Source organism: Paenibacillus selenitireducens (assembly GCF_002021565.1).
Classification (GTDB): domain Bacteria; phylum Bacillota; class Bacilli; order Paenibacillales; family Paenibacillaceae; genus Paenibacillus_K; species Paenibacillus_K selenitireducens.
Genome location: NZ_MSZX01000009.1, coordinates 62,625 through 79,921 on the forward strand (window position 1 = coordinate 62,625; position 17,297 = coordinate 79,921).

The 17,297-nt window shown below is 43.6% G+C and carries 16 protein-coding genes and 1 pseudogene; 5 read left to right on the plus strand and 12 right to left on the minus strand.

Features of this window, described 5'->3' with window-relative positions; translation table 11 throughout:
• Positions 1-35: 35 nt before the first annotated feature.
• The 8 genes and pseudogenes from rsgA to BVG16_RS21255 form a co-directional block, all read right to left on the minus strand.
• Complete coding sequence (gene rsgA / locus BVG16_RS21220; protein ID WP_078501203.1) at positions 36-1,109, minus strand: ribosome small subunit-dependent GTPase A; 1,074 nt, start codon at positions 1,107-1,109, stop codon at positions 36-38.
• A 323-nt stretch (positions 1,110-1,432) separates the two neighbouring features.
• Positions 1,433-1,789, minus strand: a complete 357-nt coding sequence (locus tag BVG16_RS21225) for a hypothetical protein (RefSeq protein ID WP_078501204.1) — start codon at positions 1,787-1,789, stop codon at positions 1,433-1,435.
• Positions 1,790-1,996: 207 nt separating this feature from the next.
• Positions 1,997-2,235: pseudogene (locus BVG16_RS33430) on the minus strand (hypothetical protein); the annotation flags it as partial.
• A 9-nt stretch (positions 2,236-2,244) separates the two neighbouring features.
• Complete coding sequence (locus tag BVG16_RS21235) at positions 2,245-3,375, minus strand: C45 family autoproteolytic acyltransferase/hydolase (RefSeq protein WP_078501205.1); 1,131 nt, start codon at positions 3,373-3,375, stop codon at positions 2,245-2,247.
• Positions 3,376-3,578: 203 nt separating this feature from the next.
• On the minus strand, positions 3,579-4,067 hold the full coding sequence (locus BVG16_RS21240) for a DinB family protein (protein WP_078501206.1): 489 nt from the start codon (positions 4,065-4,067) through the stop codon (positions 3,579-3,581).
• A gap of 4 nt (positions 4,068-4,071) precedes the next feature.
• Positions 4,072-5,052: a helix-turn-helix transcriptional regulator gene (locus BVG16_RS21245; RefSeq protein ID WP_078501207.1), complete on the minus strand. Its 981-nt coding sequence runs from the start codon at positions 5,050-5,052 to the stop codon at positions 4,072-4,074.
• 152 nt (positions 5,053-5,204) lie between these two features.
• On the minus strand, positions 5,205-5,726 hold the full coding sequence (locus tag BVG16_RS21250) for a hypothetical protein (RefSeq protein ID WP_078501208.1): 522 nt from the start codon (positions 5,724-5,726) through the stop codon (positions 5,205-5,207).
• A 98-nt stretch (positions 5,727-5,824) separates the two neighbouring features.
• Entirely contained in the window at positions 5,825-6,526 is a 702-nt protein-coding gene (locus BVG16_RS21255; protein WP_078501209.1) for a CPBP family intramembrane glutamic endopeptidase, read from the minus strand.
• A 91-nt stretch (positions 6,527-6,617) separates the two neighbouring features.
• Here BVG16_RS21255 and BVG16_RS21260 point away from each other — a divergent pair, with 91 nt between their 5' ends.
• A complete protein-coding gene (locus BVG16_RS21260) occupies positions 6,618-7,361 on the plus strand; it encodes a MerR family transcriptional regulator (protein WP_078501210.1) in 744 nt (247 codons plus the stop codon).
• 83 nt (positions 7,362-7,444) lie between these two features.
• Here BVG16_RS21260 and BVG16_RS21265 read toward each other — a convergent pair whose 3' ends face one another.
• Complete coding sequence (locus BVG16_RS21265) at positions 7,445-7,999, minus strand: hypothetical protein (RefSeq protein WP_144027446.1); 555 nt, start codon at positions 7,997-7,999, stop codon at positions 7,445-7,447.
• A gap of 288 nt (positions 8,000-8,287) precedes the next feature.
• On the opposite strand from BVG16_RS21265, the gene BVG16_RS21270 reads away from it, so the two are divergent.
• A complete protein-coding gene (locus BVG16_RS21270) occupies positions 8,288-9,469 on the plus strand; it encodes a multidrug effflux MFS transporter (RefSeq protein ID WP_078501211.1) in 1,182 nt (393 codons plus the stop codon).
• Between the two features lie 246 nt (positions 9,470-9,715).
• On the opposite strand, the gene BVG16_RS21275 is transcribed toward BVG16_RS21270, so the two are convergent.
• Positions 9,716-10,396: a VOC family protein gene (locus BVG16_RS21275; RefSeq protein WP_078501212.1), complete on the minus strand. Its 681-nt coding sequence runs from the start codon at positions 10,394-10,396 to the stop codon at positions 9,716-9,718.
• 128 nt (positions 10,397-10,524) lie between these two features.
• Here BVG16_RS21275 and BVG16_RS21280 point away from each other — a divergent pair, with 128 nt between their 5' ends.
• The 3 genes from BVG16_RS21280 to csaA all read left to right on the plus strand — a co-directional run bounded on the left by BVG16_RS21280 (position 10,525) and on the right by csaA (position 12,634).
• Complete coding sequence (locus BVG16_RS21280; RefSeq protein WP_078501213.1) at positions 10,525-11,400, plus strand: LysR substrate-binding domain-containing protein; 876 nt, start codon at positions 10,525-10,527, stop codon at positions 11,398-11,400.
• 50 nt (positions 11,401-11,450) lie between these two features.
• Positions 11,451-12,176: a helix-turn-helix transcriptional regulator gene (locus BVG16_RS21285; protein ID WP_078501214.1), complete on the plus strand. Its 726-nt coding sequence runs from the start codon at positions 11,451-11,453 to the stop codon at positions 12,174-12,176.
• Between the two features lie 128 nt (positions 12,177-12,304).
• Positions 12,305-12,634: a chaperone CsaA gene (csaA, locus tag BVG16_RS21290; RefSeq protein ID WP_078501215.1), complete on the plus strand. Its 330-nt coding sequence runs from the start codon at positions 12,305-12,307 to the stop codon at positions 12,632-12,634.
• A 96-nt stretch (positions 12,635-12,730) separates the two neighbouring features.
• On the opposite strand, the gene BVG16_RS21295 is transcribed toward csaA, so the two are convergent.
• Together BVG16_RS21295 and metE are read right to left on the minus strand one after the other, a co-directional pair.
• Complete coding sequence (locus tag BVG16_RS21295) at positions 12,731-14,566, minus strand: fibronectin type III domain-containing protein (protein ID WP_078501216.1); 1,836 nt, start codon at positions 14,564-14,566, stop codon at positions 12,731-12,733.
• Between the two features lie 280 nt (positions 14,567-14,846).
• Positions 14,847-17,147, minus strand: coding sequence for a 5-methyltetrahydropteroyltriglutamate--homocysteine S-methyltransferase (metE, locus tag BVG16_RS21300; protein ID WP_078501217.1), 2,301 nt, complete (start codon positions 17,145-17,147; stop codon positions 14,847-14,849).
• Positions 17,148-17,297 lie beyond the last annotated feature (150 nt).

The following is a 17,297-nucleotide window of genomic DNA, read 5'->3' on the forward strand; positions in this document are numbered from 1 at the left end:
AGACAACTCCTCATAAATTAGTATTCATTCCACGTTCAGTGTTTACTTTTCTTGCTATATTTCCGCATGTATTCTTTTTTCTTTTCATGGAGTCGGTTCAGTTCTTTCCATTGGGTTAGATACCGCGTATAACGTTCTCGTGATAATATTCCGCTTTCAATCGCGGGCTTAAGTGCACAATCCGGCTCATTTCTATGTGTGCAATTCGAGAATTTGCATTGTGCTATGAGATCTACCACATCTGCAAACACCGCATCTAGATCCTCGTCCTCAGCCCACAGCTGCAATTCTTTCATACCTGGTGTATCAACGATCATGCAGCCGGAAGGGTGAAAGAACAATTGTCTGTGCGTTGTCGTATGCTTGCCCTTGCCGGAATAGTCACTTGTTTGGCTCGTTGCCTGAACTTCATCTTCTAAAAGTGAATTAAGCAACGTTGATTTCCCCACACCTGATGAACCGAGAAAGACAATCGTTTTACCTTCGACCATGTAAGTAGCAAGACGGTCGAGTCCCATTTTGTTAGCGGCACTTATTGGCAGCACCAGTGAACCGTTGGCTATGTCATTGACCTGGGATATATACGCTTCAGGCCTTTCGCATAAATCGATTTTGTTAAGAAGGATAATGACGTCTAATTTCTGATGCTTAGCTAGCGTTAAATACCGCTCAATCCTTGAAATATTGAAATTGTCATCCATCCCGCACATGACGAAAACCACATCTAGATTCGATGCAATGACCTGTTCTTCGGTTATTCCGCCATCGACAACACCGTTCTTCATCTTCCGCCCACCGGAAATTGGCATCTTTCTTGAAAAGGAGTTTTTTCTTTGTAGAACCGAATGAATAAGCACATGATGTGATGCATTCGCAAGCTCTACTTGTACAAAATCTCCTACGACAGGATAATCTTTAAGATATTGGGTTGCATATCGAAATCTGCCTGTAACCTTCCCGGTGAATTCACCATTTTCTGAAATCAAGTGATACACATCATTATGTTGAGCAATGACCCTTGCTGGAAAGGAAAGTTTGGACTGCGGGGGACAACCTTGTTCATTAAAAAATGAATCCCATCCTATGGACTGCAATGACTTTTTTACCATACCTACCTCCAACTACCTCTTTTTTTGAACGCAAAAAGACCGCAAGGCAATGCTTGCGGTCTACGTAATTCTCGTTAATGGGTAAAAAGGCAAATGTAAATAACCCCTATCCATTAACAGGAAAAAAATGATCAGCAATATCCTTGAACGTGGCAGACGACCGTCTGCCCTACAATATTCAGTTTAAAATCACCTTATAAGTTACTGTAGTTAGATTAGCCCGGCTTTTCATGCCGCTCACTCCCTTCAAAAACATATTAATTTCATATTACCTTAGATCACTTGTTTGTGGAAGTAATTTCTAGAATTTCAAATATAGCTACCTATCTTGGAATCTGCTCAATGATTTGTCCTTGATGAGAACGAGCTGTTACGGTAGAATCTAGTAGCTCTATTCCATCTGTTATTAAGAACCAAAACCTTTTACCGTGATCATACTCAACGATATTTGCTGGATACTGCTCACCTTCTTTAGTAATGAGTATGGTTTCAATTTGCGAATCCACTATTATTCCATACAGAATATCCGTATAGTTGGTAAAGTTCTCCTTTAGGCTACTAAATGACCAACCTATTTTATAATCCTTTGTGGCAAAATACTCTTCATTTGGCCTGCCCCACTCATAAAAGGCAATAGCTTGATTATTGTCAAGTAGCTCAATATAAGCAATTTTCATCATCGGCTGGTTTAAAGGACTTCTTTTTCTATCCCTTTTTCATTGCCTTTTGGGCCGAAGTTGATAAACAATATAATGAATACGGAACACCACTTAACTAAACGATTCCATTTTTTAGAAAGTTGCATCCATTCAAGCGATATATGTAAAACAAAACGGCTACCGTTGAATCGGCGGCCGTTTCTATGTGGTTCAGACCGAAGTCCAACCTTACTTATTCAAGATTCCTAAATATTCTTTCCAAGGTCCTACATCCGTCCGATATCTCTCTGCCATTACCCGTACGATTTGCACCATGTGCGTTAAATCATTAAGTGAGAATAACGATCAAATGGGGGAAATGGTTGACTTTCGCCATGTTGAAGAATGATTTCTAACCTAGGTATCCAATTATTTTTCTCCCCTTCGATGAGGTGATCGATCACTTCCTTTCTGGGCCATGTGTTATCACACTAGATTCACATGCCTCTCCAAAATTGTTCCGGATTATCGATATTCACATCTTCATAGTTGCATACAATCTCTTCTAGTCCAACTGGAGCATCAAAATCAATCGTGTGCCATGGGTTCCTATCAGGTGGGCCGTAACAAACCTTCAAGTTCTTTTCCGTGACATCAAATACCATACTTCTTAGCGTTCCCATCCCACTAGCATAAAAATGACAGCATGGACCATACGGATACGGAGTGGAAAGTAATTTCTTAACCTTTTCTTCGTTAATATGAGGTGCTTCTCGCAATAAGAAATTCCAGACTGAAGAATAACGTATTTCAGAATTCCAAAAATGGTGTATATCAAAATCTTTCATTTCAGGGCTCATATAATGATTGGTAGCGACCAATAAATCACCAGCCGGTATCCTCTTAAATATTCTTTTCTTGTCTGATGCAAAGCTTGCTACCTCAAAAATAGCAACATGATTCGAAGGATCTGCGACCAAAAAATTCGCATTTGTACATAAAGGTATTTCTTCAAGCAGACATTGAGCTTCATAAACATCTTTGCATCGATCTAAAATGGCTCGGATCGCGACCCAAAATTCGCAACCATCCCCCGCAAGAGGCTTCAAGTATGCGGTACTGGTCATGGAAACGACAAGTCCATATTCATTCATGCCATCCATTCTTCCTGCATTTTGCAACGAGAATCCAATATGTTTCGGTTTTCCGGTTACCCGGGTAATACATAAACTTCTTTCATCTCTTACAAAATACTCATAGCTCCTCCCCACATAAAAATGGCCATCGCTCGTATTTGATGGAAGCACTGCAAATTGACAGCAATGCTGAGAATCGTGGTATGAATTTGCATAACATAGCATTTTTTCTGGCGCCATATGTACTTCATCTGCAAAACCTTGTATTTCATCCGTAAAACCAGGACATATTTTCTCAATCATCATCATTCTCTTGTGCGCGGTAGCTGCAGTTATATAATCCTGGCCTTCCATTGGACTGATAAAATACGGAATATCCTCCGGATAATTCTTCTTAAATGTAATTGCCCTCTGCTTACCTACCTCATAATTACTCCCTTCCGCTACATGGATGTCAAAGATCATCGGTTCTTTTTGATCATTATTAACCATATGCATCAACCTTTCGAACATGAAATGAATATGTCGCTATTTGGTCGTAATATTAACATTTTAAAAAAATTACGTCTAATCAAAGTAGAATTTAGCCAAGATCAATGAATTACCTTGAGAACGTGTATACATCACTCAAAACGAAAATAAGAAAGAGCGCCTGTGACTCACACGACGCTCTTTAGGTGATTTTATGGGTAATGCTAGCTGTACAGCATGAAGAACTGAAGTTCATGCCCGTTCTGTTTCAAATAGTTATAAAGCTGCGAACGGTGGTGAAACGAATGCGTGACGATTTCGATGAGCCACTTGATTTGAACCATGCCCTGTTCCAAGTAAAATGCTTTGGTGGACTTGTTCAATAGCTCGTCCTCGCTTAATGAGAGCATGTACTCCCGTAATAGGTCGTAATTAGCCCGAAACCGTGCACCCAGTTCTTGAGGGTCCTTGATTTCATTCACGCTCGTTTCCACTTGCTCCACTTCTGCCTGCGTTTTCTCTTGCAGAATAGCCAGGTCGGTGGCTGGAATCGACACAAGATGATGCGCCAGCTCCAATAAGGTTCGCATGTTGTCCGCTGGCCGATATCCCCACTCGTCCTGTTTAATTCTAGCTAGAAGTGACTCAACCGTACGGACAGATAAATCCAATTCATCCAATAGATGATTCCGAATTTGTTCAACACCATTCATAATCCTATCTCCTTTTTTCTCCCTTTGATTGACCCGACATTGCCTCGAATTGCTCAACTTTCACTTCATAACGGTTACATAAATCACGGGCTTTTTCGTAGAGAACGGCCCGCAGCTCTTCGGGTTCCAGCACGTTCGCATCTGCGCCAAGCGCAAAAAAGAACCTCGTTGCCCATTCCCATTCCGCTCCCGGGCACTGGAAGTCAACTTCCCACAGATCGTCCTGCAGGGCGTACACTTTTTCCCCGATATGAGGGTCTTGTTCGACTTGGAGCATGCCCCGGTAGCTTAATGTAGCTCGAATCCGAATACTTTGGCTCACGGCATCCCCTTTGATCGAAACTGCCTGCTCCACCTGATCTTGCACGGAAGCCGGATCGGCGTCTTGCAGTTCTTCAAAGCGATCGGCGCGGAACATCCGCAGCTCCCCATGCGTAGGCGAATAGGCCTCACAATACCAGAACCCGTGCTCAGCATACACGCTTTTGGGCTGAAGCAGCAGCCAACGGCGATGTTTCGCTGACCGATAGTATGCCTTCATCCACGCCCCTCGCGAACAGTAGTCAATCAGTTCATTCAAGAGCGGCGCTTTGAAAGAACGTTTAGGCACCTCGACACGCATTAATTCAAGAAGCGGCTCAACTTGCTGCAGCGCAGCTGGCGGGAGAATGTGGCGTATTTTATCAATGACGGTCCACCTCTCCCGATTGAAAGGTGTATCCGCATAGGCCGTCAGCGCACGCAGGGCCACAAGCACCGTCAATGTCTCTTGGACATCAAGCTGCAATGGAGGCAACCGGTAGCCTTCCGACAACCTGTACCCTCCAGCTGGGCCTGTCACCGCATATAGCGGTATGCCCATCTCAGAGAGCGCTTGCATGTCCCGCATAATCGTACGTTTAGACACCTCAAGCTTATCCGCGAGCATTTGCGCAGATTCCTGTCGCTGCTGCAGGGCAATCACGATAGCGATCAAGCGATCCATTCGCCTCACTTCGGCCTCCTCCTTCCGTTTAGGTCTAACCCGGGGCAAGTTAGGATTTCATCATAGCACACGCTCAGTGACATCTTGTATGTCACCATTAGCGAACGTGTTTATCACAAAAAAAATTTGTGCTTACTGGATAACCTACAAACCTACGCTTTTCTTTTTCTAATAAAAATGATCAAGCACCAAACAGCTGCAATCAAGGTATCAATAATAAGAATGATAGATCCATAGAGGAATAATAATTGTTTCTCAAAATTACCCCAAATGGATACTTTAACTGCATAATTTTCGCTGAAATTATCTTTAACCATAGTCTTATTCAAGTCATTATATACTAGATAATTCGTACTTGTAGAACAAAAATAATTATCATTTAATAGTAAGCTAAAATTGTTCTGATGACCTGCTCTATCTTCGTATTTTTTCCATTTTCCCCCAGTATAATAGTCAAAGCCATATTCAAAATATGGTCCACCGATGATGAGGAAATCTCTTTTTGTTAACCATAGATTTTCTATTCTAATCTCTTGCGTGCAGTTTTCCTTAAAATGTGATTCTAGTGCTATACCAACATCTCTCAGTAATCTTTTCGTTTGAAAATAGCTTGTTGTTGCCTTAATAGATAAGGGGAGTGTCAAGATGACTAGAAATAGCACAAAGAAAATCATAACTCTTTTATAGCTCGTATTAATAGTCTTTCCTCCTTACATCCGAGAAACTTCTTTTTGTTTGGTTCATCGTTTATCAAAACCATCATTCTAACTCCCTAACTCATCACTGTTAAAATCACTGCAATCGTATTGAACACACCGTGTACGATCATACCAGGTACTACCGATCCCGTCCGCTCATAGGTCCAAGCAAGCACGACTCCACTAATAAAATTCACAGGCATGGCATTCATTGTAGGAAAATGTGCAGCGGTAAAGATCAGCGAGCTCATCACAATCGCCCACCCCATGCCCATTCGTGTGCGGAACCAACGATATATAAATCCACGGTAAAAGATTTCCTCATAGAAAGGGGAAATGATTCCTGCCGATACTATACCTATAAGTACAGTAAATAGAGTAACATGTTGCTTCAGACTCTCTGTTTTGCTATTGTCCACCGTGTTTCCTAGGAAACTTGTGAGGTAAACAGCCGCTACACTGAGTACGATGAGAGCTAGAGTCCAGAGCAGAATCCTCCACCAATCTCTTGCGGAAAATGTCTTCACGCCTACTTCTGTCCATGATAGCTTATTCGGCCGTAAAGCAACAAAATATAATCCTAGCAAAAGTATAACCGCAATCGTAAGGCCTGTAAGTGTCCCTGAATAAAGCGTATTATTCAACCATTGTTCATACATCGACTGCGCCGCGTATTTTATCACAAACATCACAAATACAAATTCAAGCGTAAGTAAAGCAACCAGTTCACGCCATGTCCACGAGTCCATTTTCTTCCACATCTCTGTCTTGTTCATAAGTAATCCCTCAATCCTCTATGTTATAATTTAACTATATTAGGTGACGTAACGTCACCTGCAAGCATAATTTTTCAGGAGGAAAGAAAGCATGAATAGGTGGACAACAGGACAAGTATCCAAACAAATGAGTATTTCAGTTCGGACGCTGCGTTATTATGATCAGATTGGCCTTCTTACACCAAGTTATAAGGAAGATAACGGTCGCCGTTATTATTCGGAAGAAGATTTATTCACGCTCGAGAAAATCACACTGCTCAAATCACTGTCACTACCACTAGAAGATATTCAAAATTTATTGAATAAGCTGTCATTTCGTCATATTTTGATTGCGCACCATAATCATCTTCAGGAACAGCTAGCTTCACTTCAGACCAGCATTGCAAACACGACCTCTCTGATCAACATGATTGATCTAGAAGGTACGCTCTCCTGGGATCGGGTTTCTCATCTTGTACATAACGCGCAAACCAACTCCAACAAGTGGATGGATTACTTCAAAGATGACGAAAGTGCATTTCTACAGAGATCACTCCCGAATCTCAGCAGCAGTGACCAATCGACTCAACAGTATGCTTCTTTGCTGCGCCGCATCGAGTGGTGTATACAGCAATCCATTCCGCCAGAATCCGATGAGGGCTATCACATTGCCTGCGAGTTAATGAAGTTGTCAGACGATACCTTTCAAGGAGATGAGGCATTAATGGAAAAGTTCTGGGAAGTGAGGAAACGCCCAGCTCATGAGTCAGGACTATATCCTATATCCGACGAGGTGTTGCATTTTGTAGAATGCAGTATTTCTCATGTAGAAAAAGAAACTTTACAAAAAGAGTAATTCAAAAAAACAGTCAAAACACAATCATCATGCGTAAGACTGGCTTTCAATTATTGCTCATTCAAGCGCTCTATATCATCTCGCTACTGCTCGCTTCTATCTTCCTCTAGAAGAAGCAACAGCTCACGAAGGGTTGGAGCGAGTTGGTCGTTGCCATTCATGATCGCAGTAAATACAGGCTCTGCCTGCTTCAATAACGAATAACTTACATAATAATAGCTGAAAAATGCCTCCGATTCGTAACCCGGAGGTTCCTCTTCCTCCCACATTTCCTCATCTTCCTGATCATCCACGGGCCATAAGTACTTTTCATCCAGCAGCTCGCTCATCGATGTAATCGGTTGTCCCGATTCCATATCCTGTTCGGTAAAGCAAGAAGCAACAGCAATGTACAACTCGATTTCATCCAAACTAACCTTCTCCGGCTCCGTCTTCCGATTCGCAAGTTCCCGCAGAAGTTCAAGCAATACCCAAGGTGTTACCTGCCACAAGGTGCTCTGGTGCTCGATCAAGTCGGCCAACGCCTTATACTGCCCCGTTTCAATCAGCTGTGGGATGTCCGTTCCTCGTCCATAGGCGGTCGTTAATCGCTGCCATGGAATGTTGTATGTCGTCTCCGTCCAAACATCTATCAACATATACCCCTCCTTATATCTAATCAAAGTATACAGAGCCCAAGCATCCAAGACAACGGACCAATCGACCCAGAAACCTTGACTTATACTACGGGACATGATATCTATTCTATAACCGAAGCATTACCGATCGGTCGTAAAGTAAGCCCTCCTATTAACCAACATGAAAGGTAATATTTATGATGATGATCTATCAACGTCTAGCAATCATGATGCCCCCATTTCCCTAGCTAGGCTTATATTCTTGTCGCACAGATTCAAGTTATAAGCTTGTAGGAGGGCTCATATATAATGAAAAAAAATACAACACCATCTTTGCTATTAATGATTGTTCTTGTCGCTTTTCCACAGATTAGTGAAACCATTTATTCACCTTCATTACCGGATATTTCAGCAGCACTCGGGGTTTCGAATAGTTCTGTACAGTTAACCTTAAGTATCTATTTTATTGGATTTGCTCTAGGAGTCTTCTGTTTTGGGTGGCTTTCTGATATTATCGGGCGCAGACCTGCCATGCTTAGTGGTCTCATCATATACGGTATGGGAAGCTTGATGTGTTTTTACGCGGAATCTATTGAATTACTGCTTGTCAGCCGATTCATTCAAGCATTTGGAGCAGCAACAGGCTCCATTATTACCCAAACGATTCTTCGGGAAAGCGTATCTGGAACCCAACGACATGCGATGTTTGCTCAAATATCCGCTGTCATTGCGTTTACGCCCGCAGTAGGTCCGCTCATTGGCGGGTGGGTTGATCAAGTTCTTGGCTTTAGAGCTGTTTTCTTCTCGCTTGTCATCATGAGCGCTTTGTTGTTTGGGTATGCCTTTTTAAAACTGCCAGAAACAACCGATGTAACCCAAAGGAAAAAAGTCGCGATTCTGCCCGTTATGAAAAGAATGCTATCGATGCCGCGCGTATTGGCGTTTGGGTTCCTAATTGGCGGCATAAATGGGGTATTATTCAGTTACTATGCTGAAGCACCGTTTATATTTGTGGAACACTTTCAACTATCGCCGGGAGTCTATGGTTTCCTAGGCATCATTGTGGCATTGGCATCGATCATCGGAGCGATGTTCTCCAAAAGATTACTGACCGTTTATGCACCGGAAAAGATTATTCATATTGGATGTCTCGTGATGACGATCGGGGCTTTATTATTAACGATGATCTGTTTCCTTGTCACGTTGCCGGATACGATCATGATGATTTTAATATTAATCACGATGTTTGTGATGTTACTCGGGGCTGGCATGGCTTTGCCTAATTGTCTCAGTCTTGCCCTCGTCAAATTTCATGATGTTGTAGGAACGGCTGGCGCGATTTTTAGCTTAGGATACTATTTGCTCGTTAGCTTAACGACATGGGGAATGAGTTATCTTCATAACGGTTCTTTGGTTACGATGCCTCTCTATTTCTTCGTGTTAAGCAGCGGCATGTGGCTGCTAGGTAAAAAGTATATTACTAAGGAATAACTTATTGTAAAGAAGTAGATTGTTCATAAATTTTATAAGAAGATCACTTAGAGGAGTAGTGAAGCGGGGCTTCTTACTTATTGGATCAACAGTTCAACCCAAAAAGCAGTCTAGAACTTTAGGATAAGTTTCTAGACTGCTTTTTTATTTGGGGACTTTCTTATAATCGAACACGACTGCCGTCCATGATCGGAACACTACTCTCTCATCTTCGATAATAAAAAAACCGCATAACGCGGATTTCTTTTAGGATGAAGTTGATTTTAATTGATAAAGACCGTTTTGGAGTAAAAGGGTCGGGGAATCCGTGCCTTCAAAAGTGACTGCGGTATCAAATGTGGCTGGAACTCGATTGTCAGGAAACCAGGGTCTTTGCTTGTTCACTACAATGAATAACCCTTCTGCGTCACCCACCGCTGCGAATTGCAATCCATCCCCACTCCATTTATTGAGTTGGAAGGCGTCCGATAGCATGCTGACAGCTTCTGGAACATCATCGACAGGAAGGCCGATTTCACTAATGTATAGAAGATGCTTCGACCCAAAAGGCTCATCCGTAGCATTGTTGATCGTATGGTGCGCTATAAATTCAATCAAGTTGTGACCTGGATCGTAGAAGTATAGCGCTGTTGCATTCCAATTTTCGAATAAAAACTCGTCGCTTCCTTCACTGGAGACCAACGAAATCCCCTTCTCCATCACCCATTTCTTCGCTTCCTGGAACTTATTCGTCGGAATCGCAAATGCAATATGATAATACGGGCTCTCCTTAGGGGATGACTCGGTGAAAGAGAGGATTGTACTTCCGGCTTGAAATGATAATGGAGATGATGAGTCTTCCAGAACGGGTAGCCCTAACAGCTCTCCATAAAAGGTTTTGATCGCTTCGAATTGATGAGTTTTTAACGTGATTTTAGATAATTTCATCTGTTGCTGCCTCCCTCATTGTCTCACTTCTGTCATGCACTCATTATAGAATTGCATTTATTAGAGATCAATACTATTATTTCTATAATAACAATAGCCCGTATCTATGGATGAAAGGATTACCGAACATGGAAATTAGGCAAATACAATATTTCCTTATGTTATGCAATGAATTGCATTTTTCAGAAGCAGCCTATAAATTGGGGATTTCGCAACCAACACTAAGTCAACAAATCAAGGTGATGGAAGATGAGCTAGGCGTCCCACTGTTCGACCGTATCGGAAAAAAAACCGTCAAAACAGAAGCAGGAAAACTTTTGGAGCACCATGCCGCGCAGATTATTCAACAATTAGAAAATGCCAAAACTGCAATCGCTGATCTCACTAATTTGGACAATGGTCACTTACGTATTGCTGTATTGCCATCGGACTTGGACTATCGATTAACATCATTGCTCATCGATTTTCATCATGATTTCCCGAATACAAAAGTTCAGGTGATCCCATCGATTGATATTCTAAATCAAGTATTGGACAATGAGGTGGATATGGGCGTTGGTTTAGCGATTCAACCGGACCCGCGTCTGAGCCAAATTCCCTTTTATACGGAAAACTACAGCCTTTATGTCAACAAAGCTCATGTATTCGCCATGCGGGATAGGGTCTCACCTGAAGATATTGCTAAAATCCCCTTGGTCCTGTATCCTAAGGGATTCTATGGACGTGATTTAATTGATGATTGGTGTAGAAAGCATCAGATTACCATCCATACTATAATGGAGACCGGGTCCGCTGCCTCTTTGTTTAGATTGGTTACGGAAGGCGTCGGAGCCACCATACAACCAAGTCAATTGTTGGAGAGCCTAGAAACGCAAGATATTTTATCCATACCGATTCAATTTGCTCCGATTAGAGAATTAGAAATCTATTATCGCCATGATAAATATGTAAGTCGAGCTGCCAAAGCATTTATGACAAAGCTGGAATTGTTCTTTAAATCCTGAGCTTTTTTAAGCAATATTAGACCATATTTTGTATTTAGGGAGAATATGAAATGGATTCATTCACAGAAATCATAGCCGAACGACGCACGTATACGGCAAAGCAATGCGCCCATACGCATTCATATGCGCAGTTAATTCTTCCGCTACAAGGAGAACTTACGATCAAAACGGAAGCACAAAACCTTCAAGTAGATCCAGAAACGTTATTTTTTGTGCCTCCTCACTGCTATCACTCTTTTCACTCCACTGGACCTAACGAGTTTATTGTTTTGGATATCCCTCATTATATGATTCCATGGAGCGAAATACAGCATGGCGGAACTTCTTATGCATTAAATCATCAATGGAGAGGGATTCGATATCTGATCCAGCATGAAATCGATCGTAAGGCTGCACAAGGTTCAGCAATGAAAGAGCTTTTCCCTTATATTTCGCATTATTTACTTCAAGAACAGCAGCCAACATCGATCAGGTATATTCACGAGCATTATCATGAGGATATTTCGGTCAGTCAGCTTGCAGTCCTTGAACATTACAATCGTACCTATTATGCGGATTGGTTCTTCAAAGAAACGGGCAAATCCCCTTCGGTATATATTCAGGAAGTGCGTATAAATAAGGCAAAAGAATTGCTTCGCGATACGAATCTGCCTATATTACAAATTGCTATACACGTAGGTTTAGAACATCAATCCTCCTTAACTCGTTTATTCCAAAAGCATGAAGGAATCACACCAAGTCAATATCGAAAAACACGCAAGATAGAAAAAAGCTGATCAATACATGACAAATGGTAAAAAGTTACGGCGAATTCAATAAAACACATGATATTTGTGGTGTGTAACATGGAATAAGGACTTGGATTAAGCTAAGTGCCCATCTATTCAAAATGGGGGTAATCAAGATGATAACCATTGAAGACTTTGTTAAATTAGATTTACGGGTTGGAACCGTCATTGAAGCCGTTCCGTTTCCCGAAGCGAAAAAGGAAGCAATAAAATTGAAAATCGATTTCGGAGCGTTAGGGATGAAGTACTCTTCCGCGCAAATTACTCGCAGATATATTCCGGAGCAGCTCATTGGCCGCCAAGTGGTCGCAATCGTCAATCTCCCTGTTAGACGGATCGCAGGGTTTAAATCAGAGGTGTTGGTCATTGGCGGCGTTCCAGAAGAGGGTGATGTTGTGCTCTTGAAACCCGATGAATCGGTTCCAAATGGAACCCGAATTGCATAGACGTCATTCTCATGGCAAAGAACTCCCCCACTCGGCATTCAACCGAAGTAAGGGAGTTTTTAAGCTGGTGAATCGCCTGATTCGAGTGAAATAAAATTATTTGAGCTGCCAAAGTGCAGGAACGTTGGGTGGCTCCCAACCTTGAAGAGAGGTATGCGGTTGGCGGCAAAGATAGGTTTTGCCTCCATAAGTCACTTCATCATTTACTTTATAACTGATGTTCGGAGCCCAAGCCTGAGCACCACTTGGGGCGTCCGTTGTCACGTTGATGCTGGTACCAGGAGAAACATTACCAGCAGCATCCTTTGCGGTCACGGTAAATGTGTAGCTGGTGTTTGGAGCTAGCCCGGTGATCGTGACGGTAGTTCCAGTTACATTGGTGGTGTTCGTTCCGTACGTCACCGTATAACCTGTGACGCCGACATTATCGGTGGAAGCTGTCCAGCTCAGGGTTACGCTTGTTGCTGTTTTTACTGTCACTTGTACGTTGCTTGGTGCCGTTGGGGGTGATAAGTCTCCGCCGGTGTCAGTATCCGTGGTGACCGTGATCGGTGTGCTGGCTGCGGATTGGTTGCCTTTGGCATCCTTCGCTTTGATGGTGATGACATAGGAAGTATTCGGCGTAAGACCGGTGATCGATACATTGGTGCTTGTTACATCAAGGGATTGCGGACCATAATACACTGTATAGCCCGTCACCCCAACGTTGTCTGTTGAGGCTGTCCAGCTGAGATTAATACTGGTTGAAGATTTGGAGGTCACTGTTACATTCGTGGGAGCCGTCGGTGGCTGCGTATCCGGAACCGAAGGGCTCAAGGCATCCAGATAAGAGCGGTGACTATTGGAAAATTCAAATTGATTGAACTTATCCCAGTTGATGGACCACGTCATGACACCGCGGAAATCCGGGTAGCCGTTTGCGCTGCCGCGAGTTTGGTAACTGGGAAGCTGTACGCCTTTGATCAGCGCGTCGAGGGCTTTTTGCACTTCGGCTACGGAGGTGAAGCCGCCGCCTGCATTTGCGTTAGCTGGTAATCCTAACAGTACTTGGTCCGGTCGGAGTGCTGGGAAGAAACTGTTCGGATTTTTGGCAACCGGGAAGCCTGTCAGAAGCATGTCGGCCATTGCAACGTGAAAGTCGGCAGTGCCCATATTATGATATTGATTGTCAAGTCCAGTGATCGGACCGGAGTTATAGTTCTGAACTTGCAGCCAGTCGAGAATATCACGAGTCGCATAAATGACGGGCAGATATGCACCCGCACGGCTGTCACAGCTGATACAGCTGCCGCCATAGAAGGAATAACCGAGTTGTACGAAGAAAGTTTCCGGTGCCATCGTTAGATAGAATTTATCTGTCCCGAAGTGATCGTTAATCGACCGCAGCGCCGATATTAAATTGACAATAACTGGTGTAGTCGGGTTTTTGAAGTCGCTGTCACCCGAATTTAAGAAGAGCGAGTGTCCCTCAAAATCAACATCCAACCCGTCAAAGCCGTATTTCTCAATGATTGCTGTAACGGAGTTTACGAAATTATCGCGAGCTGCCGTACTGGCAAGCTGTACTTGGCCGTTCTGCCCTCCGATGGAGATGATGACTTTCTTGCCTTGACTTTGCAGGTAAGCGACGTCCGCTTTAAAGTCGGCGTCCGTGTAATTGTAAGGAGTAAACCCGATGGTTCCATTGGTAACACCGGAAGAAGGCTCTGCGAAAGATACGTTGATCACATCGAATTTAGGTGAGACATCGCGCAGCTTAATGAAGCCGGAGCCATTATCGAAGTTGTGCCAATAACCAACCATTGTCTTACTGGATACAGCAGCATGCGCTTTCGGTATACTCGTCGGTAGGAACTGAAGAAGCGATAGAACGAGGATTGCAATTAAGGTGAACATGCAAGTCTTACGGAACACAACGCGATTGACGATCATTCGTAGTTATCCTCCCTTAATAGACACAGAATGATATCGCTTACAATATTGCATTATTGCATGTAAAATCAGGTCCCACCTCCTTCTTCTCCTCCAAGTTTGTTGGCCACGTTTTGTACTTCCTTCGTTTTCGTACTCCTCCATTATCAAGAAAAGACGATTCAGGCATAAGGGATAAGTTATCATAAATGGGGATAAATTCTTATAACAACTAAGCTGTACTGACAAAAAAAGAGCAGCCGCCTCAGCGACTGCTCGATCCTATTGATCTTCCAAGTGTCTATGAATTGAATCCCAACGACACAGAGTGCTTCGCACGCGCGATTTCCGTCGCTTCAACCATGTTGCGCAAGGAATCTACGGTCTCTTCGTATCCGCGTGTTTTCAGTCCGCAGTCCGGATTGATCCAGAAAAGCTTCGGATCCAGTACATGCAAGGCGCGATCGATCATACTCGTCATTTCCTCTACGCGCGGAACGCGTGGACTGTGAATATCATATACACCTAGGCCGATACCTAACTCGTACGTGTTGACCTCGAAGCTATGAATAAGTTCCCCATGGCTGCGAGAGGTCTCGATCGAAATTACATCCGCATCCATCGCTTCAATCGAATCAATCATGTCATGAAACTCGCAATAACACATATGTGTGTGAATTTGCGTCGTATCTTGAACCGTACAGGTGGTCATGCGGAACGCTTTGACCGCCCATGACAGATATTCTGCTTGATCTTCTTCCTTAAGCGGCAAGCCTTCGCGAACCGCAGGTTCATCCACCTGAATCATGCCAATGCCTGCCTGCTCGAGCGCTTCAACCTCTTGTCTAAGTGCATACGCTAGCTGGTAAGCAATTAACTCACGTGAGATGTCATCGCGGACGAACGACCAGTTCATGATCGTAATCGGGCCGGTTAACATCCCTTTTACAGGGCGAGTGGTCTTCGATTGCGCGTACTTCGTCTCCTCGACCGTCATCGCTTCTTCGAACGCTACATCTCCGAATATAATTGGTGGTTTTACGCAGCGAGAACCGTACGATTGCACCCATCCGTACTGTGTGAACGCGAAGCCCGCAAGCTTCTCACCGAAAAATTCAACCATGTCCGTCCGTTCGAATTCACCATGTACCAGAACATCTAGACCAATCTCTTCTTGCAGCTTAATCCAGATATCAATTTGCTCCCGGATATAGTCGGCATACTGTTCATTGTTCCATTCACCTTTACGCCACTGTTGACGGGCCTTCCGCACCTCAGCGGATTGCGGGAAGCTGCCAATGGTCGTCGTCGGAAACAGCGGCAATTGCCATTTGTTCTGTTGTGCCAGATGACGCTCGACGAAAGGTCGATTCCGTTTTGGTTCTTGAACACGAATGGCAGCAACGGCTTGTTGAATGTCGTTACGATTGCGCTCACCCGATTGCTTAAGCGCCTGAATCGCACTTTCGCATTGTTCCAGCTCGTCTGCAATTTCTGCTTCGCCGAATGAGATTCCTTTTGCCAGAAGGACAAGCTCGTCCAGCTTTTCATCTGCGAATGCGAGCGCGCCTTTTAGTTCTGGTAAGAGCTTCGCCTCATGTTGAACGGTGACCGGAACATGAAGCAAACTGCATGACGACTGCACGATGAGCTGATCCGCCGTTACTAATCTCGTTAACACCTGGAGTAATGACAACTTCTCACGAAGTGACGCCTTCCAGATGCCACGGCCATCGATGACGCCTGCACCGAGGACCTTCTCCGCAGGAAATCCTAATTCTTTGATCGAAGCGATATTGCCGGATAATCCGTGCACGAAATCTAGCCCTATACCTTTGACGGGCAACGCAACGATGTCACTATAGTTCTCGACGGATTCAAAATAGGTTTGCAGCATAATGTTCAGCTTAGGGACCGACGTGGCGAACGTACTATAAATTGTTTTTACACGCTCAAGATCTGCTTCGCGTAATTTCGTTACGAGAATCGGTTCATCAATCTGCACCCATTCTACACCTTCAAGCGCAAGCTCCTGCAATACCTGTACATAGAGCGGTAACAGACGCTCCAGCCAGGCATCTGTCTCCGAAACATCATATCCTTTAGACAATTTCAGGAATGTTAACGGTCCTAGGATTACCGGCTTTCCTTCGATACCGAGCTTTTCTTTTGCTTCTCGGTAGGCGATAAGAGGTCTATTCTCTGTAACCGTCGGTACAGCACCATCCAGTTCAGGAACGATATAGTGATAGTTGGTGTTAAACCACTTGGTCATTTCACTTGCTGTAGCATCCTTCGTCCCGCGGGCAATACCATAATATAGGGACAAAGGTACAACGCCACCCTCGTAAGCAAAACGTTGCGGAACAATTCCGAACATGGTGGCTGTATCAAGAACATGATCGTAATAACTAAAATCATTCACCGAAATGAAGTCGATGCCCTTCTCCTGCTGCTTACGCAGATGATTCAATCGGATTTCCTGCAACTGACTATGAAATGCCGACTCTTCAAGCTTGCCGGACCAGAATGCTTCTAGTGCTTTCTTCCATTCACGATCCGCGCCAATACGCGGATACCCTAATACACTGCTTTTCACCATCTTGCAACACTCCTATACAACTTGTTACAAGAAAGATAACACGTATGCGTAGATATAGTATAACTGTATTAAACTATACCTAGTTATAGCCAAAGGCTATATCAAAATGTATAAGGAGCATTTTAGATACAAACTCTTCAAAGATTTCCC